The following is a 16,676-nucleotide window of genomic DNA, read 5'->3' as shown; positions in this document are numbered from 1 at the left end:
CCACGACTTAAGAGAAAGGGTTATTTTTTCTTTGACGATTTTTTCTTCGTCGTCTTTTTCGTTGTAGCCGGTTTATCCGGTGTAATCGCTACCTCATCCGTTTTGGCAATAGCGTTATCACTCATCGGTTTCCATGTCACTTTTTCTGTTTTTGTTTCAACAACGACTGCTTGATCTTCCACAGTTGCTGCGCTTGTTGTCAATGGTGTAGCTGTCACAAGAGCCACGCCACATAATGTAAATACCCATTTTTTCATCATTTTCATACTCCTTCTTCTCAAGTCGATTATAGTATTTTTTATCTGATACTAATTTACTATATAAGCATTATTAAATAAATATTTTTTATAATAAAAGGTCTTATTACTCACTATTTTTTCCTAAAAATAATTTGCAGGATTTTGGACCTATTATTTTTTCTCAAAGACATAAAATGACTATTGACATAGAATTATCAGTTTGTTACGATAATTCACAACATAGAGCATACAAATTCATTGACGAGAACGAGTACATCCGATAGGTAGCACAGAGAACTGCTGAAATGGTGAAAGGCAGTGTACCGATTTGATTGAAAATCCTCTCCGAGAAGATTCGCTGAATTTCAGTAAGCGTATCCGGCTGTCTACCGTTAAAAGGAATGCGTATGATTGTACGTTATTGAAGTGCTATTGAACGAGTTGATGTATTCTTTCAATGTTATAGTGCTGTTGACGAGGCAAATTAGACATATTATGTCCAAAGGAATTGCGTATTGTAGCGATTCCTTTTTATTATTTTAGGACATACCTTACCTTCTGTTATCTATCTCGCTTTGTATGTATCTAATCTTTTATAGAAAGAAGGGCACTCTTTTGAGTAAAAACAATGTTTCATTTTCAACCTACGCACTAATTGGCACGATGTTATTTGGGCTATTTTTCGGTGCTGGGAACTTAATCTTCCCTATTCAGCTTGGACAAATGGCCGGCGAAAACTTTTGGCCGGCATTAATCGGTTTCCTCGTGACCGCAACGGGACTACCATTACTCGGTATTTTAGCAATTGGCCTAACAGGTAGTAATGGTCTGCGTGACCTTGGTAGTCGCGTACACCCAATATTTGGGCTTGTATTCTCTGTTGCGCTTTATTTAACAATCGGTCCATTCTTTGCGATTCCTCGTACTGCGACTGTACCTTTTACAGTTGGTTTTGAGCCGTTTATCGCACCAGAACATCTGACATTATTTCTAGCATTATTTAGCTTCATCTTTTTTGCAATCGTTTATTATTTCTCATTAAATCCCGCAAAAATCATGGATTATATCGGTAAATATTTAACACCGGCCTTTTTAATTTTCTTATTCGTATTAATTATTATTAGTGTAATTAAGCCGATGAGCTCATTTCAAGGTGCTGTAGGTGATTATATCGACCATGCCTTTATTAGCGGCTTCAAAGAAGGCTATAACACGCTTGATGCGCTTGCGTCACTAGCCTTTGGTATCGTTGTCATCAATGCGATTAAGCAACAAGGCATTACCGATAAAAAAGCCATTGCTAACACAACATGGAAAGCAGGTCTTTTCGCCATTCTTCTAATGAGTATCATTTATGGCTTCATTACGTATATGGGTGCAATGAGTGTTGGCACAATCGGCTCATTTGAAAATGGGGCACTTATTTTTGCAGCAGTGGCAGATCATTACTTCGGCTCATTTGGCGCCATTTTACTCGCCATCATCATCGTGCTTGCTTGTTTAAAAACAAGTATCGGCTTAATCACATCATGTAGTGAGTTTTTCCATGAAGTATTCCCGCGCATTAGCTATAAATGGTACGTCTTCATTTTATGTGCCGTATCATTTACAATTGCCAACTTTGGTTTAAATAATATCATTACGTACTCTGTACCGGTATTAATGTTCTTATATCCACTTGCCATTGTATTAATTCTTTTAGCGCTTTGTGCACCATTATTTAAAGCGCGTCGTGCCGTATTTGCGACCGCAATGTTCTTTACATTCTTCATCAGTATTATGGATGCCTATACGGCATTAATTCCGAATGTAAAAGCAGCACAACTCGACTTCCTTGATAGCATCGTCGCATTTTATGCCGAATTCCTGCCATTTTATAGCTTAGGACTTGGCTGGATTGTTCCGGCTTTCGTCGGCGCATTACTTGGCTACGTCTACACACTTTTTAAAAAAGCATAAGCACGTATTGGAAGCCTTGACATACGTGTCTCCTATCGAGCATTAAAAAAACCGGAATCGCGCTATGGCGTGGTTCCGGTTTTTCGTTGTACAAAAAAATCGCTATTGTTAGCGATTTCTCCTTATTCACCTACTACCCATGTTTTTGCGACAGCGGCCATTTCGCGAATATGCAGTTGTACGGTAACGGACTCAGGCGTTTTTGCCGCCACTCTATCGGCCGTTAAGCCCTCTTTTTTCGCTAAATAGCCGGCACGATACAAATGAAAATCGTTGGAAACGAGCGTAATCGCTGTCTCATTTTTTGGTAATAATTTTTTTGAGTAGCGCAGATTTTCTGTCGTTGACATCGACTCATCTTCTTTGACAATACGCGTCGCCTCAATTCCATGTGCGATTAAATAATTGGCCATTACTACTGCCTCTGACTGCGGCTCATCGGCTCCTTTACCACCAGAGACGATGACATTCACATGCGGATATTTTTTCAAATAAGGTACCGCCGCATCTAAGCGCTCCTTCAATGCTAATGAAGGTTCTCCGCTCGCCTTCACCTTGGCCCCTAAAATAATCATATAATTCGCTTGTCCGTTAGCTGTCGTTTTAGCACCACTCATGACACAGGCAAATAGCACTCCTACGATACTGACTACGACCACAAGTAGACCAATAATCCATTTTTTCATCAAATCCCCTACCTTTTCTTCATAGTACGTATTTTTTCATAATAGGTTGCTCCCTAGCGTTAAAAAAAGCGGATACTAAGTCATCATTAAATAGATAAAATAGAATAAAATACCCATTATAAAGATTGCTATAGACTGATTCTTTTTATTCATATATAATAAATTGAATTTTCAAAAAAAGAATGGAGGGTTTGTATGAAAAGCATTAAAGCAAAGATTTTAACTGTGTTATTAAGTATTACAATCGCGTTTGGCGCATTGATTGGTTATTCCATTTACTCCTTACACTCAACAACGGATTCGTATTCAAAACTAATTGATAACGAAGGGCAAGTCCGCAATAATATGCAGGTTGTCGTTAGTGAATCTGTGAAGCAGTCATTATCCGTGCGTGGCTTGATTGTATCAACAGCACTTAAAAATGAGGAAGAATTTAATAAGGCAAAAGATGAAATTGATACACGTCTACATACGTCGCAACAACTTATTACTAAGCAGCAAGACAAAGATACGATGAACCATTTATTAGCATTAAATAATGATTTTAAAACGCAATTCGATGACATGAATACATTAGTGAAAAATGGTGGTACAGAAAAAGAAGCGATTAATTATTGGCAAATGAAGGTCTACCCTGTTGGGCAAGAAATGATGAAAACTGCGCAAACATATGCAACAAAAGTAGCGGAGGATATGGAGAAGCAAAATGAGCTAAATAACAAGCATACGTCACAAGTATTTATTTTTATGATTATTTTAACAGCAATTGCAATCATTGCAGCAATGCTTGCAAGTATGATTTTTGCACGCATTATGAGTGAGCCTATCAAGCGCGTCACAGAAGCAACGCAGCGTGTCGCAAATGGTGATTTAACTGTAGCTACACTTGATATCCGTTCAAAAGATGAGGTGGGTGCTTTAACGACAGCCTTTAATCAAATGGTCGAAAATTTACGTGGACTCGTTCAAACGGTATCAGAAAGTAGTGAGCATGTGGCGTCGTCATCTGAGCAATTAATGGCGAGCTCGGACCAAACATCAAAAGCAACCGAACAAATCACCTCATCGATTCAAGAGGTGGCATCAGGCTCGCGCATGCAAGAGGAATATATTGATGAAAATAAACGTGCACTAGAAGAAATGTCAATTGGTGTATCCCGCGTTGCCGAAGCAACACATTCAGTTGCGGAGCTATCGGACAATGCGACACAAATCGCGCAAATCGGACAGCAATCTATCGAGCAGGTCATTACACAGATGAGTCAAATTAGCACCTCAACGAATGATACAGCACAACGTATTCACTCATTAAATAACCGTTCGGCGGCGATTGCTGATATTGTGAGTGTCATTACCGACATCTCAGATCAAACAAATTTACTAGCACTCAATGCAGCGATTGAAGCGGCTCGTGCTGGTGAGCATGGTAAGGGCTTTGCGGTCGTTGCAGATGAAGTGCGTCACCTTGCAGAGCAATCGAAACAATCTGCCGATGATATTGCGAAATTAATTGCCGAGATTCAAACCGATACAAAACAAGCGGTTGTGGCGATGTCGCGCGGTTCAGAAGATGTATCTGCCGGTATGAAGGCTGTATCACAAGCCGGTACTGGCTTTAATAAAATTAATGAAGCGGTTGTCCATATTTCTGGTCAAATTATGGACATTACAGCCGTTGCACAGCAAATGTCTGCCTCAGCAACGCATATCGTCGATGCGATGCAACAAATTGCGACGCTATCACAAGATGCTTCTGGCAACTCAGAAAGCGTAGCCGCTGCGTCTGAAGAGCAACTTGCTTCAATGCAGGAAGTAACCGCCGCCGCGGAATCGCTATCACAGCGCGCAGAATCCTTATTACGTGAAATGCATTTCTTTAAAATTCAATAATTAAAAAAGGCAGGAATCACGCGATTGACGTGGCTCCTGCTTTTTAATCTTGTGTCCATCCTTTAAAACAAATATTCGCAAAGCAACGAATATTAAAAATATCCGATGCACGAATATTAATCAGTTGAACCCCTCGATCTGTCGGACTTGTACGCGAGAAGAAAAGGGTTCCGGGAATATCCATTTGCGTACCATTTTGTAGACAAATTGACCAAATCGGTTGATGTTCCTTGTAAGCTGCGAGCTCATCAACTAAAATAACGAGCTCATCCGAATAGTGAATCACCGCATAGCGATTGGCGCGTAACTGCCGACAAATCTCCGCACGAAACTCTGCCGTATTGCCCGAATTAAAAATTGAAATTCTTTGCGTCTGCATCCATGTATTGTCGTCACACCTAACTGCATACATTGCTGTGGGACCGCCCATTTTGCACACCCTTTCTTTTTTATGTTACGTTCTTTTATACCCGTCTTCATTCCTTTTCTACCATGCTGTCAATTTTTTAATAGGTTTGGATTAGTCGCTCCTCTTGTATTCTTAAAGTTGGCTAAAATTCTCTTTACTATTTTACACATCAAAAGACACTTTCAATATTTATACATTGAAAGTGTCTTTTAGATTTCTACTGCATAATTCGTGAGTTATTGTTTTGCTGCTAATGCCTGTGCATGTGCTGTTTTTGCTTGCGCTAATAATGTAGGTTGCTCAAGATAGTCTAGCCCAGTAAGCGCCAATGCCTTTGCACCGCGAATCAGTGCGCCATAGCCATAGTCCGAGTTTGCCGCTTCACGAAAGGCTGGTGTATGCGGCACAAGTGCTTCATCACCAATTTTCAAATAGCCATGTGCTGTCGGAACCTCATAGCTAATATTACCGGCATCTGTTGAACCGAGTGACTTGCCACTATCTAATATGACGTTTTCACCAACTGCGGCTAAATGCTCACTTAATACTGCATCAACTGCGGGTGTCACGACTAAATCCTTCACCTCATTTTGGAAGCGTTCAATTTTCACCGTCGCACCTGTTGCAAGTGCGGCCGCTTCGGCAATCGCTTCGACCTTTTTAGCCGTTTCAGCGGTACGATTCCATGAATTTGCACGAATATAAAAGCGCGCTGAGGCGTAGTCTGGCACAATATTTGGTGCGTCTCCACCGTTTGTAATAATGCCATGAATCCGCACATCAGCTGCCACATGTTGACGTAGCGCATTGATGCCATTGTAAAGCTGAATCACCGCATCTAATGCATTAATGCCTTCCTCTGGTGCACTGGCCGCATGTGCTGACTTTCCGTAAAAATGAAAATCAATCGGGTCAACTGCAAGTGAATCTGTCGTTGGCATCGTAATACCGAATGGGTGCAGCATAAGGGCTAGGTCAATCTTTTCCAAATAGCCATGCTTTACAAAACTTCCCTTCGCACTACCATTTGGACCCCCCTCCTCTGCAGGCGTCCCAAGAACAACAACCTTCCCACCTGTTGACTCCGCTATTTCACTCAGTGCAATCGCGGCCGCTGTACTCATAACACCAATTAAATTATGCCCACAAGCATGTCCTAATCCTGGCAGTGCATCATACTCTGCTAAGTACGCAATCGTCGGACCGGGCTTCCCACTATCCTTTACTGCATAGAATGATGTTTCATGACCCGCAACAGCTGTCTGTACATCAAAATCATTTTCCTTAAGCAAAGTCACGAGCTGCTCACTCGCGAAAAATTCCTCGTTGCCGATTTCAGGATTCGCGTGAATGGCCTTGCTAATGGCAATATACTGCGCCTGCTGTTTATCAATGAACTGCGTAATACGTTGTTGCTTACTGAGTACTGTCTGCATGATTAGAACCTCCTAAATGGTTATTTTTTTAATTCATCAAATGTTTTTAATAAGTCTTCTTGTGGCTCAACAACGATGCTTTGACCGCCCTTTGTTTCTTCTTTTACAGCTTTTTGAATATCTTCGCTTTGGTATAATTCAGCGATTTTTTTGTATGTTTCATTGTCTTTATCTTCTGCACGAACGGCAAAGATATTAATATATGGTTTGATATTATCACTTGCCTCGTCCTCGAGATAAAGTGGATCTTCACCTGGTGATAAGCCTGCTTGGCCTGCGATACCATTATTAATAATAGCTGCCGCAACATCTGGTAATACTTGCGGTGTTTGCTGTGCCACCATTGGTTTAATGTCTAGCTCTAATGGATTTTCTGTAATTTTTGATGCATCATCATATAAGCCGAAATCTGCTTTTAATTCAATTAAGCCAGCTGATTCTAATAATTTTAGTGCCCGTGCTTGGTTTGATGGATCATCTGGAATCGCGATTGTATCGCCTTTTTTAATGTCTTTTACATCTTTTAATTTTTCTGAGTACAAGCCAAGTGGTGCAAATACGGTTGATGCTAATGGTACTAGGTCATTGCCACTTTCTTTTACATAAGAAGAAAGGAATGATACGTGCTGGAATGCATTAATGTCGATATCCTTATGTGCTAATGCATTGTTTGGTAATGTGTAATCTTCAAATTCAACAAATTCAATATGGATGCCTTCTTTTTCTAATTTTTCTTCTAGTAATGGCCACTGCATGCCATCTGAGCCACTAATACCGATTTTCACGGTCTTATCTGCGGCGTCATCTGATTTCCCACACGCTGCTAATACAACGACAAGTAATGCTGTTACTAATACATATCCTAATTTTTTCATCTCTTAATCCCCTTATCTTCTTAAAATTTTCTTCGATACCGTATTTCCAAGCCATTGCGCTAATTGCACAAGCACAATCAAGATAACGACCGTTACAATCATGACACTCGTATCAAAGCGCTGATAGCCGTATGTAATGGCAATATGTCCAAGACCTCCGCCGCCTACTGTGCCGGCAACTGCTGAGAAGTCAATCAAACCAACCGTCACAAAGGTTAAGCCTAACACTAATGGTCCAAGTGCTTCTGGAATTAAGACAGTGAACACAATTTGCCAAGAGCTCGCACCCATTGCCTTCGCTGCTTCAATAACACCTGGGTCGATACTAATTAAGTTATTTTCGACAACACGTGCGATGCTAAAGGCCGCCGCAATCGTCATTGGGAAAATTGCCGCTGTCGTGCCAATCGTCGTTCCCATAACGATACGCGTTAATGGTGATAGCGCCACAAGGAAAATAATAAATGGAATGGGGCGAATAATATTAACGAGAATATTTAAAATGGTAAAGACGACTTTGCTTTCCATAATATTATTTTCGCGTGTCACATAAAGTAGTAACCCAATTACAATGCCGATAATGGCGCCAAAAATTAATGTTAGTAGCACCATGTAAATCGTTTGACCTGTCGCTTCTAAAATACGCGGCCAAAATAATGCCCAATCAACTTTCATGCACAACCACCTCCTCCATCTCTACGATTTGCTGTAATTCCAAAATAGCTTTTTTTATCGCTCGTTCATCGCCCTCAAAGGAAACGAGTAGATTGCCAAACATCTGCTGTTGCAATTCTCGAACCGTACCATAAAGAATATTGAAATAAACGCCGTATTTTTGCGTAATCTCCGATAATAATGGCGTATGTGTCGTCGAGCCCTTAAATAACACACGATATAAATGATTGCCGCCATTTTCCCGCCATTCTTTTAAAATTGCCTCAGACGGTCTATCTTGATTCACCGACTGAATAAAGCGCTGTGTCGTTGGATGCTGCGGGTTTGTAAATACGTCATACACATCCCCCGATTCAATCACAAAACCGTTTTCCATGACTGCCACACGATTACAAATTTCTTGGATGACATTCATTTCATGTGTAATTAATAACACTGTAATACCAAGCTCTGCATTGACGCGTTTTAACAGCTTTAAAATATCCGCTGTTGTTTCCGGATCAAGTGCCGATGTTGCCTCATCACAAATGAGAATGTCCGGGTTATTTGCTAGCGCTCGTGCAATACCGACACGCTGTTTTTGACCACCAGACAATTGCTCCGGATAATCCTTTGCCTTCTCTGATAAGCCGACAAAGGATAACAGCTCTTTTGTACGACGCTCAATTTCCTTTTTTGGCACTTTTTCAAGCTTCATTGGGTAGGCAATATTGCCAGCAACCGTGCGTGAGGTCATCAAATTAAAGTTTTGAAAAATCATACCAATGTTACGACGTAGGCCACGTAATTCTTTAGGTGAAAGCTTCATTAAATCGGTATCATGCACCTTGACTGTACCTACTGTTGGCTTTTCTAATAAGTTCACCATGCGTAGTAGCGTGCTTTTTCCCGCACCACTAAAGCCGATGACGCCAAAAATATCTCCTTTTTCAATTTTCAATGATACATTTTGCACCGCTTTCACTTCACGATTTTTTACTTTGAATATTTTAGAAACATCTGAAAATTCAATCATTTAAGCATCTACCTTCTCCCTCTTAAACGTAAGTTACATCAAAAAAACCTTTCGCTTCTCGAAATAAAAGAGAAACGAAAGGTGTTAAAATCGTACTCTTATCTTCCAAGTGAAACTACTTGCAGGATTTGGCACATTACTTTTTAAAAAGCTGTTGCCGAGATTTCACCGGGCCTGTCCCTCCATCTCTCTTGATAAGAACTATGTAATTGTTGTTTGTTTTGATTGGTTTCATGATAAACCCTAGTAAATTACTTGTCAATAAATTTACTGAAAAAATATTTTTTTCTGAAAATAAGAAAATTATAGTCTTTAAAAAGAAAGCGATTTCATTTTTTTACTGAAAATAGACAATTACTCACTGAAATAACGTAAAACACGTATTTATATCCTTGTCATTCAGTAGACTTTTAAAAAAAATCGTGAAAAAAATACTTATAATTATACATTTGAGTCTAATTTTTTATAAAATAATAATAGAACAACAATTTGTAGCAAAGTGAAGGAGATTCTATGGCAGAAGGAAAAACAAAAAAGAAGAGTTTTAAGAAACCACTATTTAAAGGATTAATGGTTATTATCGGGGCTTTGATTGCGGCCTATGGACTAGAAGCAATCCTAATTCCAAATAGCGTATCCGATGGTGGCGTTACAGGTATTAGTATCGTACTATCACAATTATTCGGCTTACCGCTTGGCACATTAATCGCAATTATTAATATTCCTTTTATTTGGCTAGGCTATAAGCAGATTGGTAAAAGTTTTGCACTCTATTCAATTTTAGGGATTGCAACGTTAGCAATCGGAACAATTATACTCCACCATGTCGATACAATTATTGAAGGGGACACGTTATTAATTACCGTTGTCGGTGGTATCATTTTAGGTTTTGGTATGGGTCTTGCACTACGTAACGGTGGTGCTCTAGATGGTATTGATATGCTCGCAGTATTATTAGCGCGCAAGCTACCATTTGGTACGAGTGATTTAATTTTATTTTTAAATATGTTTGTCTTCATTCTCGTATCAACGGTATTCGGTCTTGAAGGTGCGATTCTTTCTGGTCTAGCATACTTCATCGCCTCAAAAGTAATTCATATCGTTGAAGAAGGTCTGAGCGGCTCGAAAACATATAAAGTCATTACGAAGGACCCTGATTTACTTGTCGAAACGATTCGCGATCGTCTTGGTCGTAGTTCGACATTGTCAGAGGTCTATGGTGGCTATTCAAATGAAATGTTCAAAGAAGTAACATGCGTCATTAACCGTATGGAAGATACAAAAATGAAATCAATTATTTTTGAAACAGACCCAAATGCCTTCGTTACTGTGTATGACACAGCCGAAGTTAAGGGCGGGAATTTCAAGAAAAAAGATATTCACTAAGACGAAAGAGGAATTGCAAATGCAATTCCTCTTTTTTAAATGCGTTCAATTAATTGCATTAAACGCGTATGAATGACAGACCAATGCACATTTAAATCGACGGTTGCGACAGTTAACGGATAGCCATTTAACTCGACAACTAAATCAATTGGCTCATCGACCTGCGGATATAGCAGCATACCCGCCATCATGGGCCGAGATTCAGCATTCTCTAAATAACTATAGAGCTGATACAGGTTTTGCGAATGTACGCGCTCTGCTCCGTAACGCGTCGTCATGAGCGTATGCTCGTAATATTTCGTATCAATAATGATTTTTCGCGCCTCATTCGTCAAACAAATATCCGTCTGCATTTTTGGAATGAGTGAACGGTCTCCCTTTACAACACGCCCAACATGCCAATCCATATATTCACGTGACACCTGATAGTCATGTAGATGCTGCTTATAAAAATTACGGACAAACTGCTCAAATAGCTCATGCATACGATGCGTCTTTTCAAAATCAATAAAGCGCAGTCGCCCGTCTACCTCATCAATCATCGTATATAAATGAATCATGCGGCAAATATCTAGCAGCATGCGGTCATTTTGATTTTGACGATGAAATGTTAAATTCTCAAAATGCTGCGCTGTGACACGAATGGGTGTGATTTCTTGAAAATAGCGCAGCTGACGCGTTAATTTTGTTGTCGTTTGCCGCGTCAATGAGCCGTCATGAATTAATTTCACTAATGTTGCCCGTATAATTTGATTATGCAAAATATCGACTGAAAAGTGGTCTACCTCACTCACAACACGAGGCTTATGGCCAAGACGCATCGTTTCACGCATTAAAATTTTGCCGCGTGGTGCAGTCGTTTCTTGCTTTGTTGTTACATACTCTTTATAAAATCCACGCTTTACAACTGGCGTCAATCGGCGTTCAAAGGCTTGTGCAAATAACTCCACAAGTGCCTCATCATTCGACGCTGTCACAAAACGCTCACCCTGTTCTGGCAAAATACCAGCACTGTAGCTCAGCATATAATAAATATTCGCAATTGGAATCATCCACTAAACCTCATAGCGTAACTTCGCAATTTCCGTACGCGCAAGCTCCGGCTCATCGAACCAATACTCTTCTAATAACGGCGCAATCTCTAGGCGAATGACGCGATTATACCACTTCACCGCATCTGCCTGTGGCTGTGAAAAATAACTATGCCCTATCATAAAGCCACGTCCTAGATTTGGTTCCTCTGCAATAATTGCATTGAGCTTCGTCATTTTTTCATTAATAAAATTCGCTAATACGAGCGGTACTTCTGCATCAAGTAAATGCTGGCGAAATTTCTGATTAAACTGCGGTGTCAACGTCACAAACGCAAAACGACGACGCAGCGCATAATCCACAACCGCCAGTGAGCGGTCTGCGGTATTCATCATGCCAATAATTGATACATTTTCTGGAATATAAAACGGCGTTTCATCATATGCTAGTGGAATCGCAAATGACGGTCCGCGTTTATCTGCCTCCATCAGCGTCATCAACTCACCAAAAATCTTACTAACATTCCCGCGGTTCATTTCATCAATAATAAAATAATAGGGATGCGATGGATCTTGCTGTGCCGTCTGACAAAATGTATAAAACACCCCATTTTTCAGCTCAAAGCCTCCGTCAACGGTCGGTTTATAGCCCTGCACAAAGTCATCATAGCTATACGACTGATGAAACTGCACCGTTCGAATGAAATGCTGTTCTTTAAACGGCATGTTTAAATAGGCTAACTGCTTCGCTAAATAGGTTTTCCCAACACCTGGAGGTCCTTGTAAAATGATATTTTTCTTGTATAAAAGTGCCTCTTGTATCATGTCTAATTGGGCTTCATCGAAAAAGAGCTGTTGCTTAAGTTGTTCTTCATCAACCGTTAATTCTGCCTCAAATAAAGAGTACTGAATATGATTTGATGCTAAAAACTGCTCGTATTCGATATCATCGAAGGCATAAAAATCCCATTCAATCTTTGGCACATCAAGCGCTGTTAAAAAACCATCAATCGCCGGGTGTACCAATCGAAAGGATTTCTCAAACCAAATAAGCGGCTGCTCATATGTTGGAGAAAGCTCAATTTTATCCGTTAACGTCTCATTTACTTCATCAAGTTCTTTCTTTGTCAGCACCTTCTGAATGCGCGACATCATGACCGGCGCTCCGTCATACCAATAAAGCGCATATAATGCTTCCCCTGTTTCGAGTTGTTCATCAATAAACCGTTTCACAAAAGGAAGTTCATCCCCCTCCTCTGTGAACCAATATTTATCAAAGGAACCATCGCGATTATTATGCTCAAAATGAAAATAAGCCATTGGATTTTCATCAAAATCAAATCGAATGACTACTGCCATATTATCGCCCCCTTTTTCTATTCTAACAACATTTTAGCATACCCTTTATATTGCCTTAATATATTCCCTTTATTATAAGGTTGTACGATAAACTAAAGGGAGTGACCTCATGAAAAAATCACTTATAGGAACTATGGTTGCTGTTGCAGCAACTATTATCTTTACAGGAGAGGCAAGCGCAGCCAAACATTCTCAATGGCTTCAAAGTAATAAAACTGAACTTAGCGCACATCGGGGTGCACAAATAGTAGCTCCTGAAAATACGGTTGAAGCCATTGCAGCAGCTGGTAAATTGCGCTATGGTTTTGTCGAAATTGATGTTCAACGAACGAAAGATCATCATTACATTTTAATGCATGATAAAACGGTTGATCGCACAACGAATGGTAGTGGACAAGTAAGTAATATGACGCTTGCTGAAATTGAAAAATTAAAGATTGAAGATGATACAGGTCATTTAACCTCTTATAAAGTACCTACATTACAAGAAGCGCTTGAAGAAGCGGACCGTTATGATGTTGGTATCAATTTTGATGGTTCTAAGGGGAATTGGGATGATAAAGATTTTGTAGATGATGTGATTCAACTAGCACAACAAGAAAATGTATATAACCATTCGTTCTTTGTTCTAAGTAATACAGAAATTCGTGAACAATTTAATAAATGGTACCCTGAAGCACCCGTAACTTTCCTTGGGAACGCACTTAAAAATGTTGATACAGATCTTATCGCATTGAAAAAATATAATCAAGCACTCTACTCAGTTTCTATTAATAACATAAACGCGGAAACTGCAGAAAAGATTAAACGTGCTAAACTCAAATTGCATATCTATGGCGTCAATACAGAAGCACAATATGAAAAAGCTCAAAAATTGCATCCTCGTTTAATCGAAACGGATGTTATTATTCCGTAAGAATCGGATGAGTATAGGGGATAGGTTTTCTGAATGAGCATTATTTTATAAAAAAGAAGGAATCGTCTTATCGATTCCTTCTTTTTTCTATTCATTTTTAGAGTATTTTATCCTAGTTCATTTTTTATGCTTTTTCAATGTAAAACGTAATCACATCGCCATCTTCTTTTTGCTCCAAGATGTTATGACCACCTGCTTGTGCCCATGCTGCGAAGTCATTTAGTGCGCCTTTATCTGTAACGAAAACTTCTAATACGTCACCTGCTGCTAGTGTATCCATTGCTTTTTTTGTTTTAACGATTGGCATTGGGCATGCTAGGCCTTTTGCGTCTAATGATTTTGTAATATTCATGTGTAATTCCTCTTTTCCTGTTTTTGTGTAAGTGATTTATAGAATCAGCCGTTTGGGACAGCTCTCACGCAGTGTGTGACAATAATATGCTCCAGCAAACTGCGAATTTTAGCGTACAGCACAACGGTTTGGACCGATTTCCATTTCCGTTTGCTCGTCGTTATTTGGTGTTACTTTCCCCATATTTACATGACGAATTTCTTGGTATGCGTTTGGTTGTGGTGGTAAGTTATCTGTTACTAAATGACGGAATTCGTCTGCATCCGAAACATTTAAACCATGATTTTGTGCAAATAAATCGCCTAAACGACGTGCTACTGTACCATCTTCATTCAATTCATCAATAATCATAAAGTGTGCCGGTAAAACGATTAAATCTTCCGCTAATGCACGGTAACGACTATATAATGTTTCGCGTAAATCAGCTACCCAGTCCTCTGCGAGACCAGCTAAATCAGGACGGCCAATTGAATCGATGAATAAAATATCACCTGTTAATAAGAAGCGATGATCGATAACAAACGATGTTGAACCAATTGTATGCCCCGGAGAGTATAGCGCGCCAACTTCGATTTGAGATGCACCAATTTTTACTGTTAGACCATCTTCTAATGCTGTATAGTCGAATACAACTTCTTCCGCATCTTTTTCTGGTAAATAGTAAGTTGCACCAGTTTGTGCTGCAATATGACGACCACCTGAAATATGGTCAGCATGTAAATGTGTATCAAATACATGTTTAATTGTTGCGCCTTTTTCAGCTGCGAAGTTTGTAAACACTTCTGTAAAACGCACTGCATCAATGATTGCTGCCTCGCCACCTGAGATAATCATATACGATAAGCAACCTTTACCTAAACGTACAAATTGATATAATTCGCCACCGTCTGTTAAATCAGCTACTTTAATTGGCTCTAAATACATTGACCAAGATTTCATGCCACCTTGTAAATACGCTACATCCAATCCTTCTTCTGCTAACATTTCTGCTACCATGATAGAAGAACCTTCTTTTGCGCAGACAACTAAAATGTCTTTATCCGCTGGCAATTTCGGTAAAATTTCTTCTACACCATCTAATAATTCAAAGTATGGAATATTTAAATACTCAAATTTGTGACCTTCAATTTTCCAGTCGGCAAACGCATCTGCATTTCGAACGTCTAAAATAAATAATTCATCATTATTAATTACTTTTTGTGCTACTTGTTGTGCTGTCCATGTTGATACTGTCATCTTTTTACCCCCATAGGTATTATTTTTTTGAAAAAATTTTATAGTTCTTGCGCGGTTTCACCCTGCCATTCACTCATGCCTGGTAAAACATTATATACATTTGTAAAGCCGTTTGCTGCAAGTGTTTGTGCGGCTAAATCTGAACGTGTACCTGTACGACAAATAACGTAGATTGCTTCATTTTTATTTAATTCATTCATACGTTCCTCTAACTCACCTAGTGGCATTGATAGCGCCCCTGGAATATGACCAAATGCATATTCAGCTGCTTCGCGAACGTCTAAAATAGTACCTGTTACATTAGCTAAATCATCATTTGAAGCAGTTTGTGTAAATGTTTTCTCAGTAGCATCTGCTTTTTCTGGGTTGCATTTACGAATATAGTGGAATAATATGTCGCCTTCTTCAATTAGGCCGATATATTGATGGCCTGTTGATTTTGCCCATGCCACTAAATCTGCTTTTGAGCCTTGATCCGTTGCTTGAATTTCTACTACCTGTCCTTCTTGTACTTCTTTTTCAATTGTTTTTTTCGTTTTTACGATTGGCATTGGGCAAGCTAAACCCTTTGCATCTAATTTTACATCTGCATGAATTGTCATAATTTGTTTCCTCCAAGTTAAATAAATAAGTTGACGTTGCCTTGTTCAGCATCCGCTAAATACGCTGCAACACCTGCATACGTAATATCATCTAATAGCTCCTCTTTTTGAAGCCCTAATAAATCCATTGTCATCGTACATGTTACTAATTTAATATCTTGCTCCTGCGCCATTTCAACAAGTTGAGTTAGCGTTAGTGCATTATGCTTTTTCATTACATGTTTAATCATTTTTGGACCCATGCCTAACATTTGCATTTTTGATAAACCAAGCTGCTCTGCTCCGCGCGGCATCATTTTAGCAAACATTTTTTCAAGAAATCCTTTTTTCACCGCTACTGGCTGTTGTTTGCGCAGGGCATTAATACCCCAGAACGTATGAAAAATCGTTACCTCATGGTCGTACGCTGCTGCCCCATTTGCAATAATATAGGCAGCCATTGCCTTATCATAGTCTCCACTAAATAATACGATTGTCGTGCGTTTCTTTTCCATTAAGTCCTCCATTAATTACCCACATAGGTATTTTTTTATTGAAAAATAAAGAGCTGTATACAACAATTTATTTGTTTTTTCATTTTTATTTTGTGATATCTTACAAGCTCTATATT

17 protein-coding genes and 1 riboswitch are annotated in these 16,676 nt (G+C 39.4%); of the genes, 4 read left to right on the top strand and 13 right to left on the bottom strand.

All coding sequences use genetic code 11. The features are described from left to right. Nucleotides 1-20: 20 nt before the first annotated feature. On the bottom strand, nucleotides 21-260 hold the full coding sequence (locus tag QI30_RS16955) for a hypothetical protein (protein WP_126991765.1): 240 nt from the start codon (nucleotides 258-260) through the stop codon (nucleotides 21-23). Between the two features lie 594 nt (nucleotides 261-854). Between QI30_RS16955 and brnQ the strand changes: the two genes are divergently transcribed. Next, nucleotides 855-2,198, top strand: a complete 1,344-nt coding sequence (gene brnQ, locus QI30_RS16950) for a branched-chain amino acid transport system II carrier protein (protein ID WP_255411585.1) — start codon at nucleotides 855-857, stop codon at nucleotides 2,196-2,198. 122 nt (nucleotides 2,199-2,320) lie between these two features. Here brnQ and QI30_RS16945 read toward each other — a convergent pair whose 3' ends face one another. After that, on the bottom strand, nucleotides 2,321-2,884 hold the full coding sequence (locus tag QI30_RS16945; protein ID WP_126991763.1) for a YdcF family protein: 564 nt from the start codon (nucleotides 2,882-2,884) through the stop codon (nucleotides 2,321-2,323). 195 nt (nucleotides 2,885-3,079) lie between these two features. Between QI30_RS16945 and QI30_RS16940 the strand changes: the two genes are divergently transcribed. Beyond that, a complete protein-coding gene (locus QI30_RS16940) occupies nucleotides 3,080-4,774 on the top strand; it encodes a methyl-accepting chemotaxis protein (protein ID WP_126991762.1) in 1,695 nt (564 codons plus the stop codon). A 43-nt stretch (nucleotides 4,775-4,817) separates the two neighbouring features. On the opposite strand, the gene QI30_RS16935 is transcribed toward QI30_RS16940, so the two are convergent. The 5 genes from QI30_RS16935 to QI30_RS16915 all read right to left on the bottom strand — a co-directional run bounded on the left by QI30_RS16935 (nucleotide 4,818) and on the right by QI30_RS16915 (nucleotide 9,184). Further along, nucleotides 4,818-5,204, bottom strand: a complete 387-nt coding sequence (locus tag QI30_RS16935; RefSeq protein ID WP_126991761.1) for a hypothetical protein — start codon at nucleotides 5,202-5,204, stop codon at nucleotides 4,818-4,820. A 215-nt stretch (nucleotides 5,205-5,419) separates the two neighbouring features. Next, nucleotides 5,420-6,619, bottom strand: a complete 1,200-nt coding sequence (locus tag QI30_RS16930; RefSeq protein ID WP_126991760.1) for a M20 family metallopeptidase — start codon at nucleotides 6,617-6,619, stop codon at nucleotides 5,420-5,422. A gap of 20 nt (nucleotides 6,620-6,639) precedes the next feature. Continuing rightward, the gene (locus QI30_RS16925) at nucleotides 6,640-7,494 is read right to left on the bottom strand and encodes a MetQ/NlpA family ABC transporter substrate-binding protein (protein WP_126991759.1); all 855 of its coding nucleotides are present in this window, start codon (nucleotides 7,492-7,494) and stop codon (nucleotides 6,640-6,642) included. 12 nt (nucleotides 7,495-7,506) lie between these two features. Then, complete coding sequence (locus QI30_RS16920) at nucleotides 7,507-8,169, bottom strand: methionine ABC transporter permease (RefSeq protein WP_126991758.1); 663 nt, start codon at nucleotides 8,167-8,169, stop codon at nucleotides 7,507-7,509. Next, a complete protein-coding gene (locus QI30_RS16915) occupies nucleotides 8,159-9,184 on the bottom strand; it encodes a methionine ABC transporter ATP-binding protein (protein WP_126991757.1) in 1,026 nt (341 codons plus the stop codon). Before QI30_RS16915 ends, QI30_RS16920 begins: the two co-directional genes overlap by 11 nt. A 95-nt stretch (nucleotides 9,185-9,279) precedes the next feature. Further along, a riboswitch (SAM riboswitch) is annotated at nucleotides 9,280-9,385 on the bottom strand. A gap of 312 nt (nucleotides 9,386-9,697) precedes the next feature. On the opposite strand from QI30_RS16915, the gene QI30_RS16910 reads away from it, so the two are divergent. Next, on the top strand, nucleotides 9,698-10,570 hold the full coding sequence (locus tag QI30_RS16910) for a YitT family protein (protein ID WP_126991756.1): 873 nt from the start codon (nucleotides 9,698-9,700) through the stop codon (nucleotides 10,568-10,570). A 35-nt stretch (nucleotides 10,571-10,605) separates the two neighbouring features. Here QI30_RS16910 and QI30_RS16905 read toward each other — a convergent pair whose 3' ends face one another. Both QI30_RS16905 and QI30_RS20490 read right to left on the bottom strand, forming a co-directional pair. Then, a complete protein-coding gene (locus QI30_RS16905) occupies nucleotides 10,606-11,622 on the bottom strand; it encodes a 5-methylcytosine restriction system specificity protein McrC (RefSeq protein WP_126991755.1) in 1,017 nt (338 codons plus the stop codon). A 3-nt stretch (nucleotides 11,623-11,625) separates the two neighbouring features. Next, nucleotides 11,626-12,960 (bottom strand): AAA family ATPase, encoded by a 1,335-nt coding sequence (locus tag QI30_RS20490; protein WP_158621058.1) that lies wholly within the window; start codon nucleotides 12,958-12,960, stop codon nucleotides 11,626-11,628. A gap of 109 nt (nucleotides 12,961-13,069) precedes the next feature. Between QI30_RS20490 and QI30_RS16895 the strand changes: the two genes are divergently transcribed. Then, a complete protein-coding gene (locus QI30_RS16895; RefSeq protein ID WP_126991754.1) occupies nucleotides 13,070-13,876 on the top strand; it encodes a glycerophosphodiester phosphodiesterase in 807 nt (268 codons plus the stop codon). A gap of 124 nt (nucleotides 13,877-14,000) precedes the next feature. On the opposite strand, the gene QI30_RS16890 is transcribed toward QI30_RS16895, so the two are convergent. From QI30_RS16890 to QI30_RS16875, 4 genes are all read right to left on the bottom strand, one after another. Then, complete coding sequence (locus tag QI30_RS16890) at nucleotides 14,001-14,228, bottom strand: sulfurtransferase TusA family protein (protein WP_126991753.1); 228 nt, start codon at nucleotides 14,226-14,228, stop codon at nucleotides 14,001-14,003. 108 nt (nucleotides 14,229-14,336) lie between these two features. Then, nucleotides 14,337-15,464 carry an MBL fold metallo-hydrolase gene (locus QI30_RS16885; RefSeq protein WP_126991752.1) on the bottom strand — a complete coding sequence of 376 codons (1,128 nt, stop codon included), beginning with the start codon at nucleotides 15,462-15,464 and terminating at the stop codon, nucleotides 14,337-14,339. A gap of 38 nt (nucleotides 15,465-15,502) precedes the next feature. Further along, nucleotides 15,503-16,066, bottom strand: coding sequence for a sulfurtransferase TusA family protein (locus QI30_RS16880; protein ID WP_126991751.1), 564 nt, complete (start codon nucleotides 16,064-16,066; stop codon nucleotides 15,503-15,505). 17 nt (nucleotides 16,067-16,083) lie between these two features. After that, entirely contained in the window at nucleotides 16,084-16,560 is a 477-nt protein-coding gene (locus QI30_RS16875) for a DsrE/DsrF/DrsH-like family protein (RefSeq protein ID WP_126991750.1), read from the bottom strand. Nucleotides 16,561-16,676 lie beyond the last annotated feature (116 nt).

It is taken from the genome of Candidatus Kurthia intestinigallinarum, from assembly GCF_003991225.1.
In the GTDB taxonomy this organism is placed as follows: Bacteria; Bacillota; Bacilli; order Bacillales_A; family Planococcaceae; genus Kurthia; species Kurthia populi.
Note: the sequence above shows the minus strand (reverse complement) of the source record. Positions and strands in the feature narration are given on the sequence as shown.